General features: G+C 51.4%; 22 protein-coding genes, 2 tRNA genes and 1 pseudogene. 10 read left to right on the top strand and 15 right to left on the bottom strand.

The window, feature by feature from the left end; genetic code table 11:
• Positions 1–15 precede the first annotated feature (15 nt).
• The gene (locus HRQ87_RS10695; protein ID WP_174138118.1) at positions 16–552 is read left to right on the top strand and encodes a hypothetical protein; all 537 of its coding nucleotides are present in this window, start codon (positions 16–18) and stop codon (positions 550–552) included.
• Here HRQ87_RS10695 and HRQ87_RS10690 read toward each other — a convergent pair.
• Positions 549–1370, bottom strand: a complete 822-nt coding sequence (locus HRQ87_RS10690; RefSeq protein ID WP_174138117.1) for a DUF2059 domain-containing protein — start codon at positions 1368–1370, stop codon at positions 549–551. The two genes, HRQ87_RS10695 and HRQ87_RS10690, sit on opposite strands and share 4 nt — an antisense overlap.
• A gap of 163 nt (positions 1371–1533) precedes the next feature.
• On the opposite strand from HRQ87_RS10690, the gene HRQ87_RS10685 reads away from it, so the two are divergent.
• The 4 genes and pseudogenes from HRQ87_RS10685 to HRQ87_RS20240 form a co-directional block, all read left to right on the top strand.
• A tRNA-Ser gene (locus tag HRQ87_RS10685) sits at positions 1534–1623 on the top strand.
• Between the two features lie 146 nt (positions 1624–1769).
• Positions 1770–1904, top strand: coding sequence for a hypothetical protein (locus tag HRQ87_RS20480; RefSeq protein ID WP_281356635.1), 135 nt, complete (start codon positions 1770–1772; stop codon positions 1902–1904).
• A complete protein-coding gene (locus tag HRQ87_RS10680; protein ID WP_246252077.1) occupies positions 1847–2077 on the top strand; it encodes an Arm DNA-binding domain-containing protein in 231 nt (76 codons plus the stop codon). The genes HRQ87_RS20480 and HRQ87_RS10680 overlap by 58 nt, the downstream gene beginning before the upstream one ends.
• Positions 2049–2369, top strand: a pseudogene (locus HRQ87_RS20240) (integrase core domain-containing protein); the annotation flags it as partial. The gene HRQ87_RS10680 and the pseudogene HRQ87_RS20240, both read left to right, overlap by 29 nt.
• A gap of 155 nt (positions 2370–2524) precedes the next feature.
• Here HRQ87_RS20240 and HRQ87_RS10670 read toward each other — a convergent pair.
• From HRQ87_RS10670 to HRQ87_RS10640, 7 genes are all read right to left on the bottom strand, one after another.
• Entirely contained in the window at positions 2525–2983 is a 459-nt protein-coding gene (locus HRQ87_RS10670) for a hypothetical protein (protein WP_174138116.1), read from the bottom strand.
• 88 nt (positions 2984–3071) lie between these two features.
• Complete coding sequence (locus HRQ87_RS10665) at positions 3072–3488, bottom strand: hypothetical protein (protein WP_174138115.1); 417 nt, start codon at positions 3486–3488, stop codon at positions 3072–3074.
• Complete coding sequence (locus HRQ87_RS10660) at positions 3488–3925, bottom strand: hypothetical protein (RefSeq protein WP_217430433.1); 438 nt, start codon at positions 3923–3925, stop codon at positions 3488–3490. Before HRQ87_RS10660 ends, HRQ87_RS10665 begins: the two co-directional genes overlap by 1 nt.
• Before the next feature lie 103 nt (positions 3926–4028).
• Positions 4029–4457 carry a tetratricopeptide repeat protein gene (locus tag HRQ87_RS20575; RefSeq protein WP_174138114.1) on the bottom strand — a complete coding sequence of 143 codons (429 nt, stop codon included), beginning with the start codon at positions 4455–4457 and terminating at the stop codon, positions 4029–4031.
• Positions 4450–4902, bottom strand: coding sequence for a hypothetical protein (locus tag HRQ87_RS10650; RefSeq protein WP_174138113.1), 453 nt, complete (start codon positions 4900–4902; stop codon positions 4450–4452). The genes HRQ87_RS20575 and HRQ87_RS10650 overlap by 8 nt, the downstream gene beginning before the upstream one ends.
• Positions 4903–4907: 5 nt before the next feature.
• Complete coding sequence (locus HRQ87_RS10645) at positions 4908–6692, bottom strand: GH-E family nuclease (protein WP_174138112.1); 1785 nt, start codon at positions 6690–6692, stop codon at positions 4908–4910.
• Positions 6692–7855 carry a DUF4123 domain-containing protein gene (locus HRQ87_RS10640; protein ID WP_174138111.1) on the bottom strand — a complete coding sequence of 388 codons (1164 nt, stop codon included), beginning with the start codon at positions 7853–7855 and terminating at the stop codon, positions 6692–6694. Before HRQ87_RS10640 ends, HRQ87_RS10645 begins: the two co-directional genes overlap by 1 nt.
• 548 nt (positions 7856–8403) lie before the next feature.
• On the opposite strand from HRQ87_RS10640, the gene HRQ87_RS10635 reads away from it, so the two are divergent.
• Positions 8404–8757 carry a site-specific integrase gene (locus HRQ87_RS10635; protein ID WP_174138110.1) on the top strand — a complete coding sequence of 118 codons (354 nt, stop codon included), beginning with the start codon at positions 8404–8406 and terminating at the stop codon, positions 8755–8757.
• 242 nt (positions 8758–8999) lie between these two features.
• Here HRQ87_RS10635 and HRQ87_RS10630 read toward each other — a convergent pair.
• Positions 9000–9073 (bottom strand) — tRNA-Gly (locus HRQ87_RS10630).
• Positions 9074–9181: 108 nt separating this feature from the next.
• Here HRQ87_RS10630 and HRQ87_RS10625 point away from each other — a divergent pair.
• Entirely contained in the window at positions 9182–9607 is a 426-nt protein-coding gene (locus HRQ87_RS10625) for a protein tyrosine phosphatase family protein (protein WP_174138109.1), read from the top strand.
• A gap of 37 nt (positions 9608–9644) precedes the next feature.
• Here the strand turns inward: HRQ87_RS10625 and HRQ87_RS10620 are convergent, their stop codons facing one another.
• Positions 9645–10715, bottom strand: coding sequence for a FliM/FliN family flagellar motor switch protein (locus HRQ87_RS10620; protein ID WP_174138108.1), 1071 nt, complete (start codon positions 10713–10715; stop codon positions 9645–9647).
• A 340-nt stretch (positions 10716–11055) separates the two neighbouring features.
• On the opposite strand from HRQ87_RS10620, the gene accB reads away from it, so the two are divergent.
• From accB to aat, 3 genes are read left to right on the top strand one after another with little or no spacing between them, the layout of a single operon-like run.
• Positions 11056–11544, top strand: a complete 489-nt coding sequence (gene accB, locus HRQ87_RS10615) for an acetyl-CoA carboxylase biotin carboxyl carrier protein (RefSeq protein ID WP_174138107.1) — start codon at positions 11056–11058, stop codon at positions 11542–11544.
• Between the two features lie 9 nt (positions 11545–11553).
• Entirely contained in the window at positions 11554–12900 is a 1347-nt protein-coding gene (gene accC, locus HRQ87_RS10610; protein ID WP_174138106.1) for an acetyl-CoA carboxylase biotin carboxylase subunit, read from the top strand.
• Positions 12901–12949: 49 nt separating this feature from the next.
• Positions 12950–13561: a leucyl/phenylalanyl-tRNA--protein transferase gene (gene aat, locus HRQ87_RS10605; protein ID WP_281356631.1), complete on the top strand. Its 612-nt coding sequence runs from the start codon at positions 12950–12952 to the stop codon at positions 13559–13561.
• Here the strand turns inward: aat and HRQ87_RS10600 are convergent.
• From HRQ87_RS10600 to HRQ87_RS10580, 5 genes are all read right to left on the bottom strand, one after another.
• The gene (locus HRQ87_RS10600) at positions 13525–13878 is read right to left on the bottom strand and encodes a DUF2155 domain-containing protein (protein WP_343035233.1); all 354 of its coding nucleotides are present in this window, start codon (positions 13876–13878) and stop codon (positions 13525–13527) included. The genes aat and HRQ87_RS10600 overlap by 37 nt on opposite strands.
• On the bottom strand, positions 13875–14324 hold the full coding sequence (mlaD, locus tag HRQ87_RS10595; RefSeq protein WP_174138105.1) for an outer membrane lipid asymmetry maintenance protein MlaD: 450 nt from the start codon (positions 14322–14324) through the stop codon (positions 13875–13877). Before mlaD ends, HRQ87_RS10600 begins: the two co-directional genes overlap by 4 nt.
• A gap of 19 nt (positions 14325–14343) precedes the next feature.
• Complete coding sequence (locus HRQ87_RS10590) at positions 14344–14727, bottom strand: NADH:ubiquinone oxidoreductase subunit NDUFA12 (RefSeq protein ID WP_174138104.1); 384 nt, start codon at positions 14725–14727, stop codon at positions 14344–14346.
• 101 nt (positions 14728–14828) lie between these two features.
• The gene (mfd, locus tag HRQ87_RS10585) at positions 14829–18296 is read right to left on the bottom strand and encodes a transcription-repair coupling factor (RefSeq protein ID WP_174138103.1); all 3468 of its coding nucleotides are present in this window, start codon (positions 18294–18296) and stop codon (positions 14829–14831) included.
• A 49-nt stretch (positions 18297–18345) separates the two neighbouring features.
• Positions 18346–18762 carry a hypothetical protein gene (locus HRQ87_RS10580; protein ID WP_174138102.1) on the bottom strand — a complete coding sequence of 139 codons (417 nt, stop codon included), beginning with the start codon at positions 18760–18762 and terminating at the stop codon, positions 18346–18348.
• Between the last annotated feature and the right edge of the window lie 26 nt (positions 18763–18788).

Below are 18788 nucleotides of genomic sequence, written 5' to 3'. Positions count from 1 at the left end.
TTTATCGCGACATTTATGAAAGCCATTATCACATATCTGATCGCAGCAGCAGCCGTGGCCGCCGCTTACTTCACAAAAGAAAGTGTCCCTGCTGATCTTCATCCGCAACTGGGTGCCGGGGCTGTTGTATTGGCTTTTGTCGTGGCCATGCTTGGAACAATCGACAACCTAGTATCCCTGAAAGTGCGCCGGATTGTCATTGCGGCACTATTTGCGCTTTATGGTTTTGCTGCAGTCTATGGTTACGACAGCGTAAATCCACAATCAGATCTGATTGTGGGCGGCGTTTTCTTGATTGGCGTTATGATCCTGTTTTTGACTAAAACCGTACCCGCCGGATGTTGCTTGCTTTTGATCGTTTTTGGTCTTTGGACCGGGTTTAACATCGGTTTGATCGGTGGGTTTATAACTATATTGATGGCATCTATCGGGTTTGCCATTATTTGGAAAATTCGGTCAAAAGAATTCGTAGGATGCGGCGCGCCCATCTGCATTGCCATTGCTCTTATCTTGGTCAATAGAATGGCGATTTACGGGCTGCCTTTTTTCTAAAGCTCCTGACCGCCCATGTAAATCCCGACAGACGTGCCAAGCGCCCGCGATATATTTGTGAACATCATATCAAAGCCGACAAACAGCGCCCTATTCATCGCCTGTGCTTCCTCAGAGGTGCTGAATTCGACATAGGCCTGCAATTCGTCATCCGTCAGCGGCTGATAGGCCAGTAATTGATATGAATAAAGCCATTCCGTCGTATTTTCGCGAATTTCAGGTTCCTGTTCCCAAACATCGGTCAGGATCTGTTCTTCTGTCAGTTGGTTTGGAAACCCGCCTGCATCTATTAATCCGATGAAAAACGCATAGTTTGAATTCATTGCCCCAACGACATTTGAATCAATTAGATCATTGGTGCGTGAGAATTCCTTGATCAGATCAAGCCGCGCATCGCCGTCCTGTTCCAACATACGAAAACGGTCATTTGCAGCCTCTTCAACGCTTTCATCCAAAAACGCCTCGCGCGCGGATAATTCCAATCCAATGATCTTTTTGCCAAGGTCACTTTGGAAAAACGTCACCAAAGGCTCAATCTCGACCCCTTCCATTTCGACTTCAAGCGTGGTCGCAATGGTCGTCATCATGCGCTCAGTCTCGTAAATACCACTGACAGTCGCTTGCCAATCCGGCCCCGTGCCGCGACCTGGAAACATGTCATCCGCAAGCTCGTCGCCATAACTCAACCCCTCCTGGCGCATCACGGTGATAATCTCTTCCAACCGCAGCGCTTCGATCAGCGGATCAACGCGATTTTGGGCGAACGATATCACCGGCGTACACAGAAAAACCAGAAAAAAGGTTAAAGAACGGATCATAGCACATCTCAACATTGTTGCGTTTCAAAAGGGATAGCACTGATAAGGCCCGTGCCAACCCATATGTCTGTTATCTATGCCATTTTGTTAAAAATCCTAGGGACCGGTACACAAATGCCCTTGCACGGCAGATCACAGCGCAGTAAATGGCGTATTCCCCCGCGGAGAGGTGCCGGAGTGGTCGAACGGGGCGGTCTCGAAAACCGTTGTCCCTTTACGGGGACCCAGGGTTCGAATCCCTGTCTCTCCGCCACCCACCATTTTCATTCAGTTCTATTGATAGCTAGTCAACCCCTTATGGGGCTATTTTGTTGGTTTATCTACATTCCTTCTTGCTTTTCAATGATCTTCGATTGGATTCTTTTCTATTCATTACATGGTAGAATTCGTGGTATTTTCATGACTGCTCTTAGCGGAAAGCTGACAAAAATCTGGTCCGAACCCTCGGCCATGGTCGCCATGGCGACGGCAGCGGTTTGTACCCTGTCGTCGATCCATCCGGCGCAAGACGCTGGACTGTACGTGTCACCGTGAAGGGCCAGCGGAACCGCGAAGGCAAGCCTCTGCGCACTGACTTCAGTCTTGGTGGCGCAGACGTTGTGACACTGAACGAAGCGCGTGATCGGGCCTTAGAATACAGGCGGCTGCCGAAGCGAGGGATCAACCCGCGCTACTGGCGTCGGTTGGTACTACATTGCGCCCGGTAAGCCGATGCAAAACGCATTCGTGGAAAGCTTCAACGGCCGACTGCGCGACGAGTGCCTGAACCAACACATCTTCGGCAACCTCGCCGAAGCCCGGGAGATCATCGAAAACTGGAGGATCGATTACAATACAGAACGACCACACACATCGCTTGGAGGGCTGGCTCCGGTCGTCTACGCCAATCTAAACCGCAGCACCCGGCCTGCTTCGCTTAAGCTCCGCAAAGGCTCCGCTCAGCAGGCCTTGACCGCAACCAACTCAACGGAAAGAAACAGGAACCGATTCTACACATGAACGGCCCGGATCAGCAGGCTGGGTCATTCACAGCTCGCGGCGGATGAAAGTTCAAGGCATCACGGTGCATGGTTTCCGGTCAGCGTTCAGGGATTGGGCGTCAGAGCAGCCGAACGTGACACGTGAGATTGCCGAGTTGAGTTTGACGCATACAGTCAGCAGTGAGGTCGAGCGGGCTTATGAGTATCTGGACTATCAACTAGCCGCCAAGTTCCATTTTCATCAAGAAATTCATCTTTCCCAGCACGAGGGTTTGTTCTAAGGGTACCGTTCGCTGCGATCTCGACCATGTCGCTCATGGTTTTGTGCAACCCGCATCCGATTTTGCCCAGGGCAGCGATCGACGCTCGGAAGGCATTGATGATGTCAACGATAACGCCCAAGCAGCGGGCCACCTGGATGTTGGCAAGGTCGACAGCCTCGGTGGCCAGTTTGCCTGCCCGGGTGGTCAGCCGGGTCGTAAAGGTTGCAATCCTTGTAACCAGCCATGGCGCGAGCGTCCCGCCGGATAAAGCAGCGATGACCGCCAGAATCACAGTAATGACGATCTCGGGCAGGATGAACCCCTCTACGACACCGATCATCTCGGCCCAGAAATTCGGCGTCATGTTCATGAAGACCGCGCCAACACGTGGAAGACGGCCTCGAACGCGTTGGTTTAGTTAATCAGTGGTTTATTCGCCGTATTTATTTTCTATGTGTCTATAAATTTTTACTTATCTCAAATGAGTCTTTTAGATCTAAAATGATTGAATTATTTGAATCAGGGTGTTTGGCTAAATCGATACAGCTTTGTTTAAGCGTCTCTTGCAATTCTTGAAGTACTTCTTTCAAATCCATTTCTATCTTGATACCAGGAAAAGAAAGCGAAGCAATTTTCCTATCTCCATCAAAAATCGATTTATGACCGTCGTCAAAAGTATAGGATTCTTTTGTTGAATTTATATAAGCTGTATAAGCCATCCCAAAAAAGTTAAGTAATTCAACATAAACCATGTAATTTTTGGAGGACTGAGCATCTTCACTACTTAGTCCGGTTTTTTTGTCTTTTAAATGTAACCATCCGATATCGTATGGATCTGGATAATCTTCACCGGCTTTTGTAATGTAAAACACCACTAGCTTCCTCCTAACATAGGATACATTGTTACAACCTCATCGGTGACTGTATCAACGACAACCTTATAGTTTGCTCTCATACCATTAATTGTCATTCGCTTTGTGAAAGTTTGAACTTTATTCGTTGGTGGCGTTTGCCGGGCGCCGTTTTGAACAATTTCATCCGCCGCATCCTGAAGTTGCTCACGCGTTGTTCCCGGAGCGAAAAGGTCTGCCTCCCCATCTGGTGGCATATGTCGTTTTTGAATATGTTCCCAGCCCTTTCTAGAATTACCATCTAGGATTCTGGGCCGTCCTACTTTCCGCACAATTCTGATCGGAACTGGATTTGAATAGAGTGTACCGGGATTAAACCCGACAAACTCCGCCTTATACTGGTTCAGCGGCCGAACTATGCGGGCGGTACCGTTCGCTGCGATCTCGACCATGTCGCCCATGGTTTTGTGCAACCCGCGTCCGATCTTGCAAAGAGCAGTGATCGACGCTCGGAAAGCATTGATTTAGCGAAAATTTTTTAGATATTGGGAAACGTAGGCTTTTCTAATCAATCAGTTTTTGATCTGCTAAATGTTTTAGATAACCAAATGGTTCTTCTTTGAATATATCACGGCCTTCCATCATATAAGCACGTAACAGTGGATTAGTTGCTTCATCTTTACGATCAAGATCATAAAGCGATACCCCAAGACCAAACTGAACAAATGCGTTCATCGCACCGTCGCCGGATGCATTCGCAGACTGAAAGGCAGAAAGAGCATTTTCATGATCATTTTTGGCCCGGTAAGCATCGCCAAGGGATGCATAAAGCCACATCGCCGCATCCCATTTCGACTGCGGCTCCGGCAACAAACCAAGCGCTTTCCTCCAATATCCAATGGCTTCATCAGGCTTGCCCGTATCTAAGGCGACGTTTCCATCTTCGGACAAGACTTCGATTTGCTCAAAAATATCGTCTGGAAGCTCATCCACGTCTTTTTGCTCGCTCTTTTAGATAAAATTCAAGGTATTCCAAATGCTCGCCTTTGAAGCCATCACGATCATAAAGTTCATAGATACGGCCAAAGACATCATATGCTTCTTCTTTTAGTCCAAGTTTGTAAAGTGCGCTGCCTTCAATCATAAGCGTATAATGATCTTGACGATCTGGGTCACCATACATTTCGTAAACAGTATTTATCCATTTTTTTGTCTCGGAAACCTTGCCCAAACGAGAAAAGTCCTCAACGAAGCTAGTTGATAGGCTTTGAGGATAATAGTCCCAGTGCGATTTTGGATCAGGAATGATATTCCAAGCCTCAATACCAAGCTTCAGAGATAACTCAAGATTGTTTTCTTGATAAGCTTTGCCTGAACGTTGAAGAATAGAATCGATTTCTATTCTAAGCGGTCCTTCAATTTCTGGTTTACGTACCATAATTCTTACTCCGTAGCTGGTGGCAAGTATCTTGATGGTGTTGCACCACCACGAGATGTGTTGAGTGGCCCATACTCAAAGCGGTAGTTGCTTGAATCCAGCATCCAATCCCGGACCTGCGATGATTTTGCCCCATGATATCGTCCTGTATTATTCCAATAATCGACAGCATCAACTGGATGGTGTCCCATATGAGTATTTGGACTATCAACTAGCCGCCAAGTTCCATTTTCATCAAGAAATTCATCTTTCCCAGTACGAGGGTTTGTTCTAAGAGTTCCTTCTCGCCGCATTCGCTCACGAACTTCTCGTCCCGTTTTTGAGTACTTACTTGGCGTAGCTCCAAGATACTGTCGTCGCAAACTCTTCCGCACGATTCTAACGACAGCGAGCGGATTAGAATATAGTGTGCCTGGCTGATATCCGATATATTCAAGCTTATACTGGTTCAGCGGTCTCACAATCCGGGCAGTACCGTTCGCTGCGATCTCGACCATGTCGCCCATGGTTTTGTGCAACCCGCGTCCGATTTTGCCCAGGGCAGCGATCGACGCTCGGAAGGCATTGATGATGTCAACGATAACGCCCAAGCAGCGGGCCACCTGTATGCTGGCAAGGTCGACAGCCTCAGTCGCCAGTTTGCCCGCCTTAGCGGTCAGACGGGTTGTAAAGGCCGCGATCCGTGCCACAAGACCTGGCGCAAGAGTGCCGCCTGACAGCGCCGCGATGACCGCCAGAATTACGGTGATGATGATCTCGGGCAGGATGAACCCTTCTACCACACCGATCATCTCGGCCCAGAAGTTGGGCGTCATGTTCATGAAGACCGCGCCAAGCACATGGAAGACAGCTTCGAACGCATTGGTTTCGCTGGCGATCAGCACCATGCGTTCTTTCCATTCCTGCCCGGTTTCCCATGCATGTTTCAGCCCGGCGGCCAGATCACCGGGCAGGTCCATCAGCGCCTCGATCGCCTTTTGCATCACATCAACCGTGCCAGACGCCAGATCGCGCAAGGCGGTCATTATGGTATCGATATAATCTGCCAGGCTTTCATCATCCGAAAAGAAACTTGAAACACCATCGGCAATCGTGCCGTAGAACCACTTTGTGTAATCCGCGTACAAAACACCCACAGCCAACGGGCTATCAAGCATGGCTTGTTCCATTGGGCTTTTATTTTCGTAATACTCATTATACCAGTTTTGTGCGCGTTCTGCCTGTTGTATGGCAAATGTGCTGACGCCGCCCCAAAACTCAGTCTCGCCCTTCCACCAGGCGTTCAGTCCATTCATAACACCGCGTTTCTTGGCGTCATAGATCGACATGATACCGCGTTCTTCCCAGGCCGTGACCCATTCAGAGAGGTTTTCGATGGACCGGTCGCGAAAGGTTGTCAGGGCCGCCCCCAACTCATCCATGCCGGCGTCCGCTTCGGCATCCCCTGACGGATCGCCCACAAGACCGGCAAAGACCCGGCCATACATAACTTCTTCGTAGTCGAATGTGCCAAGGGTATTGATGGGTTCGACTTCACCATCACCGTCCGTCATGCCATGGGCATTCAGCCCTTCGGTCATATAATCTCCGTTGCAGACCACACGTTCACTATCTTCAATATAAATTGGTGCATTGGTGATCGAGGTCCGCCAATGATCCGCAAACGCAGCTTCTAGATCAACTGTACCGCGGCAGGGCTGGATGATCCGATCAATAGGTCCTGGGTTGATCCCGCCTTGCGTGGCGCGGGCCGCGGCATCGGCCGGGGAAGGCGTATCTGTACCACCCATCAGAGCAATTCCTTTTTGTGTAATTCGGTCAGGCGTAACTCAACTTGTTTTAATTTTCTACTTTCAGGGATATTAGACTGAAAGAGATTTTGCAACGTTCCCTCGGGGTCCTTATCCTCGAACAGGGGACCATAGAGCAGCTCCCATGTGGCCAGAATATTGAGATTTTGACGTTTTTTGAAACCATGTTCCTGCATTCGATTTACCAGGGCGGCAACTTGTCTTTGTAGGTCTTTGTCGCCGTAGTCTTTTGTCAAATCAGGAAAATTCTGGCGTTGCTCTGTAGCAATCACTCTGATTTGGCGCGCACGGGTGGCGCGGGCAAAGGCGTCAAGATCGGGTTGCGTCAGCGCGAAACCATCGCGCTTCTCGGGGTCCGGTTTGAAAGGCTTGGCGGTATAGATCATCGCGCGGCCCCAGGCTTCGCAGCACAGAATGCTGTGGGTTGTCTGGCCCGTGCTGGTTTCATAAAACACCCGAAAACGATCGGCCTCACGCGCGACGGTATCCAGATAGGCATTGGCCATCATCGGTTCCCAGAACCGAAAGAAGAACGCCTTGCCCGTATGGTCAGTAAACTTTGTAAACTTCCTGAAGTGCCTCCATAAATCATCTAGGCTGGCGGTGCTGCGAATATAGATTCCCGGTTCCTTGCTCCATAGATACCAGGGCACGCTGTCTTCGGGGTCTTGGGTGAACAGGTACCGGGTGAACGTGTTGCCGTCTTCCAACTTGACGATCCAAGGGGCGACGTCACCCAGATCGTCCTCAGCCTGTCCGTTGAACAAGCAGCGATGTTCCAACTCAGAGGTGGACAGTAGCTCGGGCAGGTTCGGAACCTTGGCAGCGTCCAGAATGGCATAGGTGTGGCATCGCGTGTCCGGATCGGTCTGACCGAACAAAGGCTCGTGAAGTGCATCCGGCACCGTCTTGGGCGGATAAAGCCCAAACTGGTCGTCCAGCGGCTCTAAGCCCTCGATCATTTGAATTATCAGCGGAGCGGCGGTACTCTCAGTCGTTTTGGCCGGGATAGACTGCTCGCCTTCGTTCCAGGGGTCTTGGTAGGTTCCGTCTTTCAAAGGGGTATTAGCGGTCATGCAAAACTCATGGGCAGCAAATATCGTTTCATTCTTAAAACAAACCTTCATCGTAATACGCGTCACGCTACAACACCCCGCACGGAATGCAACAAAAAGCTGAGGCGGATGCATCTCTCCGGTTGTTCAGTCCCAAAGCCCCTACGTCGCATAGCGCTTTGCCAACAGCTGCAGACGTTTTAAATAATACGTTGTGTTACATAGGCGGCCTTAGTCCGCCCCAAGACACAGCCCCACCATTCTTAAGTAACGTAACATTAAGGCCGCAATCGATACAGGCATAAAGGCACCGCCAGATGCATTTCGATATAGGGCATCGGATCTGTCTTGATCTCTTCAAGTTGACTAAGAAGAAAATCTGGCTCCAACGCGGCAGCCGCGCATATGTCTTTAGTTTAGGGCGTCTTCTGATGGGAAGATCCTTGGCTCTTCGACGTAGCAGAAGAGGGGCCCGGTTTCAGGCGGGTCAGTCAGAGGGGCGCAGCCAAAGGGCTGGAAGAACAGTACGGCGAGTATGCAATGAACATGCCCCAGACCGAAATTATACGCATTCGGGATACATATGCATCGCCCCCACCCCGCAGGGGCAGACAGCATGGTCGAGGCTGGGGACCGTGGACGATCTGAAAGTTTATTGTGAAGGAACGACCGAGCATCTTTGTTTGACTTTATTCATGTTCACCGCATGCCGGATCAGCGATACGGTTGTACTGGGTCGGGGCAACGAATTTGAACGAAGTGGCATTCGAGATACAGGCTGGCAACCAAAGAAAAAGGGCTCTGCAAAGGTGGAAATTCCGATTCTGCCACCGCTTTACAAAGCCACGCTGGCTGTGACTGTGCATGGATCAACCTATCTTTTAACGAAGCAAGGAAAGCCGTTTAACTCGCCGGACGCACTTGGGCAAATGTTTCGCCGATGGTCCAAAGAGGCTGGGCTGGAAGCACGTTCAAGTCATGGGATTTAGAAAGGTCGCCGGACATCTCTTGGCTCAGGCTGGATGTTCTCAATATCAAATCATGTCAATCCACCGGCACACCCAACCAAGGATCTCTGAGGTCTATATTAAGGGAGTCGAAAGGTGGAAAATGGCCGCTGATGCCATGCACACATTGGAAGCTATGGAGTGGTAAGTGTCCCACGGGCGAATCGGGCGTGGAACACAATCGACCTTAAGGCATTGAATTTAATCGAATATATTATTGAAAATGGAGCGGGCGGCGGGAATCGAACCCGCATCATCAGCTTGGAAGGCTGAGGTCTTACCATTACACAACGCCCGCTTCTGGGCTGTGATTAGTATACTGTCCGCACCGCGTCAAGAAAGCGTCACACATAAAACGCGCTTCTTTGGCTGGACGTCTTTTTAAACCCGCAGTATGACAAAACATATGGATATAAGAACGCTGACCGATACCTATTCGGTAACACCGCAAATTTCGCCAGACGACATGACGACCATCGCGCAGGCTGGTTTCAAGTCTGTCATTTGCAACCGCCCAGATGCAGAAAACCCGCCTGCCTATCAAATTTCTGAAATGGAAAAAGCGGCGTCTGATGCGGGCTTGGCTCTTTATCTAAATCCCTTCCCAAGCCCAATGATGTCAATGGAGCATGTCACCGAACAAGCGCGCCTTTTGACCAATGCAGATGGGCCTGTGTTGGCCTATTGCGCGTCAGGCACTCGGTCTTGTCGTGTGTGGGCGCTTTCGCAAGCGGGTCAGATGCCAGTGGATGATATCATAAACGCAGGTGCACGTGCAGGATACCAGTTAAACGATCTGCGCTCCCATATCATGGCGCTTGCCAACAGCTGATATCAGGCGAAAAGATGCGTAAGCAGTATCAGCTTATTCAGTCTGGTAATGGTGGAAAATCAGCCAGTTCTGGTAAATCATCTAGTGATGGAAAATCCGCTTCGGCCATTTGTGGCAGCTCATCCTTAAGTTCAATCGACATCGGCGGCAAATCAACGGCGGGCATCGAAGGCGATTCACTGATGGATATATCCGGACTTTGCGCTATTGCATTCGGAAGATGATCCATATCCATTGGGGGCGGTGTTTTATCTTGCAATCGTACCGCTCGCGCGCCGTTCAATTGCCCAAGACGCGCGTTTGACAACAACTGTCCTTGCATCGTTTCCAAACGGACACCGGCCACGGCAGATAGCGGAATGGATACTTCGTCGCCGGTTTTAAGTCCGACAACGGCAGACAAGGGTAATGAAACACGGCCAAGAACGGCGTTGACCTGTGCCTCGCCTTGTTCGACGCGCGCTTTCAGAGTTTCACCCCAGCTTTGCTTCATCACATCAGCTGGAACAGATTGCGTCGCCGACTGAGACGGCAGCGCGATCACGATCTGCCCCTCTTTCGCACCGTTTCCGAAATTGACAGTTAATCGAAACACACGGAAGGGCACGTCTTCTAGGACCAAACCTGCAATCCGCAGATTTTCCAGGACAAAGCCACAACGATATCCATTAACCCATGCTGCAGTCGGTTGATCAGCAAGTTCTTGCGAAAAACGATCCAGCGACGCGTTTAAGAACGGTTCAACCATGGCCGCATCGGTTCGGGTGGGTGTACGGGTGTCCGCCACAGTCGGTGTCACGCGCCCCATGGTTTGTATTTCAGTCACAGCAGCAATCGATTGAATATCCCAAGTGATAATGCCAAGCGCATCATCCGGACCGGACAGGGCCATCAACAAGTGATCTTCAGACAGGCTTTCACACAGCGGGGTCAGCGCCAAGCGTTGTTCTTTGATATCCAAAACCGTAAGCGGCAGATCATGTGTCACATCTGCTGCTTTCGACATCGCAAACCGCAACGCACGCGCAGGCGACATCATGCCTGCGTCAGCGGCGGCACGCCCTGCACTTGCCATGCGTCGAAGTATCGAGTCGGTTTGCGCGTCCATGTTAATTCTGCTGCTTTGCCCCACGCCCAACCCTAGCGACCAATTCCTTACCAATAGGTTGATACAGCCTTAAAAATCCAATGAATGTCACGCAATCACGTGATTTCCTGCATGGATACAGCCCCGTAATAGTAAACAAAACAATAATCATCCCCCCAACTCACGACCTTAGGGGCTGCCGTTAAAACACACCGGTAGCCCCATTTTCATAATTCAGCCGAAAAGTCGTGAAACCGCCCCCCCTATTGAAGTAGATTGCTTTTCAGCGCACAAGACACCGATTATATTGCGAACACAGCAGGGAACCTGCACCAGACAGGAAACGGGACACGAGGACGGTATGGCAAAAACGAACAATGATGGCGACGTGGCTTTCATCAAGGCACTGGCCAAGCTGCTGGATGAAAATGATCTGACCGAGTTGGAAGTGAAACGCGACTATGCCGAAGATGACAGTCTGCGTGTGCGCATCAGCAAAGGCGGGCCTGTAACAATGCAAATGGCGGCGGCTCCCGCCCCAATGTCAGCACCTGTGGCTCCAGCTGCCCCCGCTGCAGCATCGGCAGAGACTGCGTCAGAAGATCCGGCATCTTTGCCAGGGGCGGTGACATCCCCCATGGTTGGCACGGTTTACTTGCAAGCGGAACCTGACGCGCCGCCCTTTGTATCCATTGGGCAAACCGTCAACGAAGGTGATACGCTGCTGATCGTTGAAGCGATGAAAACCATGAACCACATTCCCGCGCCAAAGTCCGGAACAGTCAAACGCATTCTGGTCGAAGATAGCGCGCCTGTGGAATTCGGTGCCCCCCTGATGATTATCGAGTAAGGGGTAAAAATGTTTGATAAAATCCTGATTGCGAACCGTGGTGAAATCTCGCTTCGGGTGATCCGTGCTTGCCGCGAAATGGGCATCCATTCGGTCGCAGTGCATTCAACCGCTGATTCTGACGCAATGCACGTACGCATGGCAGACGAAGCGATCTGTATCGGCCCACCGTCCAGCACCGACAGTTACCTGTCGATCCCGGCGATTATTTCGGCCTGCGAGATCACTGGCGCGCAGGCCATTCACCCCGGTTATGGATTTCTGTCCGAGAATGCGAATTTCGTGCAGATTGTTGAAGATCACGATCTGACCTTCATTGGCCCCACTGCCGAACATATTCGCGTGATGGGCGATAAAATCACCGCCAAAGAAACCATGAAACAGTTGGGCGTGCCATGTGTGCCCGGTTCAGATGGCGGTGTTCCTGATCTTGAAACCGCCAAAACTGTTGCTGCCGAAGTTGGTTTTCCGGTCATTATCAAAGCAACAGCCGGCGGTGGGGGGCGCGGTATGAAGCTGGCTGAAACTGCCGAGGATCTGGAAAGCGCGTTCTTTACCGCGCGGGCCGAGGGCAAGGCCGCATTTGGCAACGACGAAGTTTATATCGAAAAATATCTAGGCCGTCCGCGCCATATCGAAATTCAGGTCTTTGGCGATGGTAAGGGCAACGCGATCCACCTGGGTGAACGCGACTGTTCGCTGCAACGTCGCCACCAGAAAGTCTTTGAAGAGGCCCCCGGCCCCGCCATCGACGCTGAAACGCGCGCCAAAATCGGCAAAGTCTGTGCCGATGCCGTGGCGCAGATCAATTATATCGGTGCGGGCACGATTGAGTTTCTGTATGAAGATGGCGAGTTCTATTTCATCGAAATGAACACCCGCCTGCAGGTCGAACACCCGGTGACTGAGGCGATCTTTGGCGTCGATCTGGTCCGCGAACAAATTCGCGTTGCTGCAGGTCTGCCGATGTCGTTCACACAGGATGAACTTCAGATCAACGGCCACTCGATAGAGGTGCGGATCAACGCGGAAAAACTGCCTAATTTTTCACCCTGCCCCGGTCGGATCACGCAATATCACGCGCCCGGTGGTTTGGGTGTGCGGATGGACTCAGCACTTTATGACGGCTATTCGATCCCGCCTTATTACGACAGTCTGATCGGTAAGCTGATCGTCCATGGACGCGACCGGCCCGAGGCATTGGCCCGTCTTAACCGCGCCCTTGGCGAGTTGATCGTCGATGGCGTCGACACGACAATTCCGCTGTTCAATGCATTGCTGCAGGAAGATGATATTCTGAAAGGCGATTATAACATCCACTGGCTGGAAAAATGGTTGGCCAGCCATTTGACCTAGACCTGTGTTAGGGGGAATAAGTCAACTCGCTCTGACGCCAGACGTCATATTGCGCGCTTATGCAGCGGGTATCTTTCCGATGTCCGAGGCGCGCGATGATGATGACATCTTTTGGGTCGATCCACGCCGTCGGGGCATTTTGCCGCTGGATGCTTTTCACATCTCGCGCTCGTTAAAACGTCGTATCCTGCGTGCGGATTATGGAATTAGCGTCAATGCAATGTTCAGCGATGTTGTGGCAGCCTGTGCAGATCGCAAGGACACATGGATCAGTGCCCGAATTTTCAATCTTTACGAGGAACTGCACGACGCAGGCTTTGCCCATTCACTTGAAGTGAAACGTGATAATCAACTGATCGGCGGCGTTTATGGTGTGACAATCGGAGGGGCATTTTTCGGCGAAAGCATGTTTTCGCGCCAGACCGATGGGTCAAAAATTGCACTGACCTATCTGGTGCATCGCCTACGCGTTGGCCGTTTTACATTGTTTGACACCCAATTCATCACACCCCATCTGGAAAGTCTGGGCGCAATTGAAATTGACCGAACCGTTTATCACGACATGTTGGACAAAGCTTTGGATGTTGATGCTGATTTCTTTGCCCAAGGGGCCGCACCTGCGCCTCAGGATGTGATACAGCGCAACGGCCAAACGTCATAGCGGGCATGATCCAAAGCATTGAGTGCCGGCGATGATGCCACCATCCAGCCCTGAAAAACCGGTGCTTCGGCATTCACCTCGCGAATTGTCATCAAGACATAGGCATTGCCGGATGGATCATCTGTCGGAAAGCGGCATTCCTGCATGGTGATTTCCAGCAATCCATAACGCCGCGTCTGGCCTTGTGACATTTCGATATCAATGACTGTACCGTTGACTTTATCCAATGCCCGTAACATCGCAGAAGACGCATTTGTCGTATCCTGCGCCCACAAAACCGCAGGTAGAAACGCCAAAAGAATGGCAAGCCTTTTCACTCTTCTTCTCCGCCTGACACGAATTTAAGCATCAATGAAATTAGGCTGACAGCTCCTTGGGTATCCAGAATTTCTGATCCCGGTTCATAATTGAAGGGCGACCCACCTGGTACGATTTCAACAAAATTACCACCCAAAAGACCTTCGGAAGATATCAGGATTGAACTGTCATCGGGCAGTTCAATGCCTTGAATAAGCGACACGGTTGCATCGGCCCGAAACGTTTGTGGATTCAGATCAAGATCGGACACAGTTCCAATTTTAACACCAGCCAAACGAACGTCTGTTCCAACGCTAATGCCTTCGGCAGACCGGAAACTGGCCGTCAAATCATAGTTGCCGGTATCACGGGAAAATCCAGTGGCTTGGGCTGCGTAAACAAGAAAGGCAATGGCTGCGACCAGCACAACGCCACCTGTGACGACTTCGGTTGTATTATGCGACATGCTCTGCCTCTTGCTTTTGTTATTCCGGTGTCCATGCTTCGTAATCGCTGCGATCTTTGGGGCGGTTCTGGCGAATAGATCCCGCAGGCGCATACGCCAAGGCTGTTCCGGTCAGGTTTTCCTGATGCGGCTTTTCCCAAGCCTTGTGCGGGATCGGGTTTTTCGTAGGTGGCTCGTCCCATGTGTAATGCAACCAACCGTGCCAATCAGGGCTGACACGACTTGCTTCGGGCTCACCAGAATAGATCACCCAACGGCGTTTGGCATCGCGGGTTTCATAGAAGATATTGCCATGATCATCTTCGCCAACTTTCACACCCTTGCGCCATGTAAACAGCTGGGTACCAAAAGTCTGGCCATGCCACCACGTAATTGCACGCAGAACTGATTTAAAAATGCCCATCAAAGCTCTCCTGTCTTACAGGCGATATGAACCATTCGCCGGGCAAGGTCCAGTGACAAGGCTGCAGGCTTGCGTAAAGTGAAGTGCGTTCGCAACGTTCATTATACCTGAGGTGCCGCGGCTTTCTTGCGTTTTTTCTCGGCCACTACCTTTTCGGCCAGATCGCGCGCGATTGCAAAAGCGCCCTTTATCTTGTCGCTGTCTTTCACCCAATCACGCCGCACAACGATCTTGTTGTCACGTACCTTGGCCAAGCCATTTTGCGCCTCGATGAATTCCACCAGTCCAAGGGGGGACGCAAATTTGTCGCGGTGAAACTGGATCGTCGCGCCCTTGGGACCGCCGTCCAGCTTGGCGATCCCTGCCTTTTTACACATCGCCTTGATGCGCACGATCAGCATCAATGTGTTGACCTCTTTCGGTAACGGACCAAAGCGATCGATCAGTTCGGCGGCAAAGCCTTCCAGTTCAACTTTGCTGGTTAACCCACTGAGACGGCGATATAATCCCAGACGCACATCCAGATCCGGCACGTAATCTTCGGGGATCAGAACCGGCACACCCAGATTGATCTGCGGGGCCCAGGTGCCGTCATCGTCGCTTAGCCCCTCCATCTGGCCGGATTTGATCTTGGCAATCGCCTCCTCCAGCATGGTCTGATACAGCTCATAGCCCACTTCGCGCATCTGGCCCGACTGTTCCTCGCCAATCAAGTTGCCCGCACCGCGAATGTCCAGATCCTGACTGGCCAGCGTGAACCCCGCGCCAAGCGTATCCAGACTGCCCAGAACCCGCAGCCGCTTTTCCGCCTGGGTTGTCAGTTTCACACGAGGCTTTGTTGTCAGATAGGCATAGGCCCGCGTTTTTGATCGCCCCACACGCCCACGGATCTGGTAAAGCTGCGCCAGGCCGAACATATCCGCGCGATGTATGATCATTGTATTAGCCGTGGGGATATCCAGGCCGGATTCCACAATCGTTGTGGCCAGCAGCACATCATACTTGCCGTCGTAAAAGGCATTCATGCGGTCGTCCAACTCGCCTGCCGCCATCTGGCCATGGGCGGTGATAAATGTGACCTCGGGCACCTGTTCGCGCAGGAATTCTTCAATTTCAGGTAGATCGCTGATGCGCGGGACCACATAGAACGACTGCCCACCGCGATAATGTTCGCGCAACAAGGCTTCGCGCACGGTAACGGTATCAAATTCACTGACATAGGTACGAATGGCCAGCCGGTCGACGGGCGGCGTGCCGATGATCGACAGATCGCGCACGCCCGACAGCGACAATTGCAGCGTGCGCGGAATGGGCGTGGCGGTCAGGGTCAGAACGTGGATATCTGTGCGCATCTGCTTCAGCCGTTCTTTATGCTGAACACCAAAATGCTGTTCTTCGTCAATCACCAGCAACCCAAGATTTTTGAACCGTATGGATTTCGCCAAAAGCGCATGAGTTCCGATTACAATATCCACTGTGCCCCGCGAAATGCCTTCGCGTGTTGCTGCAGCATCTTTTGCATTCACAAAACGTGATAACTGCCTGACTTCCAAGGGAAACCCACGAAACCGTTCGGCAAAACCGGCATAATGCTGGCGGGCCAGTAACGTAGTGGGTGCGATAATTGCGACCTGTACGCCAGACATTGCGGCCACAAAAGCTGCGCGCAACGCGACCTCGGTCTTGCCAAAGCCGACATCACCGCAAATCAACCGATCCATCGGTTGACCGCTGTTCATATCGCTTAGCACATCCTGAATAGCGTTCAGCTGATCGTCGGTTTCCTGATAGGGAAAGCGCGCCTGAAAGGCGTCCCACATGCCAGGCGGCGGATCCATCATCGGTGCCGTGCGCAACGCGCGTTCGGCAGCCACACGGATCAGACGATCTGCAATTTCGCGAATACGCTCTTTCAGCCGTGCCTTTTTGGCCTGCCATGCGCCGCCGCCAAGACGGTCCAGCAAACCTTCTTCGTGGCCAAACTTTGACAACAGCTCAATATTTTCAACAGGCAGATACAGTTTGGCGTTTTCGGCGTATTCCAGAAAAATACATTCGTGTGCGGCGCCGGCCGCTGTAATAACCTCCAAGCCTTTATAACGGCCCACACCATGATCGACATGCACAACCAGATCGCCTGGTGACAAACTTTGTGTTTCGCTAAGAAAATTTTCAGCACGTCGCTTTTTGCGCGGCGCACGGATCAGACGATCACCCAAGACATCCTGTTCGGAAATGACCGTTGCGTCTGGGGCTTCAAATCCGTGTTCCAGCGCCCAAACGGCCAAATGAATGCCAGATTTACCCACTTGCCCCATATGTGAGACAGGCGCGATATGACCCAAGCCTTCGTCTTCCATCAGCCCTGACAAGCGTTCGCGCGCGCCTTCCGAATAGCTGGCAACAATAACGGCCATGTCTTGTGTTTTATTGCGAATATGATCAGCCAAAGCGCTGAAAAGGCTTATATTTTTCTGCTGACGTTCGGGTGAAAAGTTGCGTCCGATCCGCCCGCCTGCATCAATAACGCCTGGACCTGTGGCTTGTGGCAATTGCACAAATTGCAGCACGCGGCGATCCGCCATTTGTGCCCCCCATGCCGCATCATCCAGATATAGCAGCTCTGGCGCACAGGGTTTGTATACGGTCCCTGCCCGCTTTTTCTGCTTTAGCGCTTCCTGACGGGCGTCATATTGATCGGCGATACTGTCCCATCGCGACAGTCGCGCAGGTGTCATCTGATCGTCCAGCGTGATGACTGCTCCCGGTAAATAATCAAAAATTGTCTCCAGCTTTTTGTGGAAAAATGGCAGCCAGTGTTCCACGCCAGAGGCTTTGCGCCCTGCGCTGACGGCTTCATAAAGCGGATCATCCGTGCCTGCTGCACCGAATTCTATGCGATAGTTCTGACGAAACCGTGTGATAGAGGGTTCATCCAGAATAATTTCGCTGACCGGGGCCAGTTCGACCATTGTCAGCTTTTCAGTCGTCCGTTGCGTCGCCGGATCAAACCGCCGCGCACCGTCCAGAACATCACCAAATAAATCCAACCGGACAGGACCGGATTCGCCTGGTGGGTAAACATCGATGATGCCACCACGAACCGCGTAATCCCCGGGTTCCATCACCGTTGGTGACTGAGTAAAACCCATCCGAACCAGAAATTCCTTTAGCGCCCTTTCATCGATCCGTTGACCCACCTGGGCTTTAAAACTGGCCTGTTTCAACACGTCGCGTGCGGGAACCCTTTGCGTTGCGGCATTAAGTGTCGTTAGCAAAATGAACCGATCCGGCATGCCATGAACAAGCCCCGCCAGCACGGCCATACGGGCGGCTGAAATATCTGCATTAGGCGACACACGATCATAGGGCAGACAATCCCATCCCGGCAGCGTGATAACCGGGACAGACGGATCAAAAAACCGCAAAGCGACACGCGTTTCTTCCATCCGCTTATCATCGCGGGCAACATGACAGACGGGTGCGCCGGATTTTTCCAGCTCTTTCAGGATGAGTTTGGCATCGAACCCTTCGGGCGCGCCACTGACGGTGATGTGCGACTTTGACATGGCCGTCACCTACCGCGATAAGGATTGAAGTCAACCGCATGTGTTAAAATTACCGTGACACATCCGACGCTTGGGGCAAATGTAGCAATTTTTGGATAATCCAAAGCTGGGTTGCCCAGCCCAAGATTAATAATAAAGGTGTCCATATGGGGTGAAAGAACAACTCTGTAAATGCCTCTGTCCCACGCCACGTATTCCCAAAATATATCTGGTAACTTTCCACAATCAAGGATGCTTCAACAAAGGAAAGACCCACATGCAGCAGCGTCACGAAAAGAAAAACCCACTTTGTTTTTCTTAAAACATAGACAGATGCCCCCAACAAAACGGCATAGTATACAGCACAGAAAAAGCTTTCAAAGAACATACTGTAGATATCAAAGTAATGTCCCGGCACTGCTGCTTGGACCGGATCCATCAGAAACCCATGGATTATTCCAAAAACAATCACGACATGAACAAACATGGCGACACCATGGATCAGCAAACCCG

The organism is Parasulfitobacter algicola (assembly GCF_013315265.1).
Classification (GTDB): Bacteria; Pseudomonadota; Alphaproteobacteria; order Rhodobacterales; family Rhodobacteraceae; genus Parasulfitobacter; species Parasulfitobacter algicola.
This window is presented reverse-complemented; position numbering and strand designations above follow the sequence as displayed.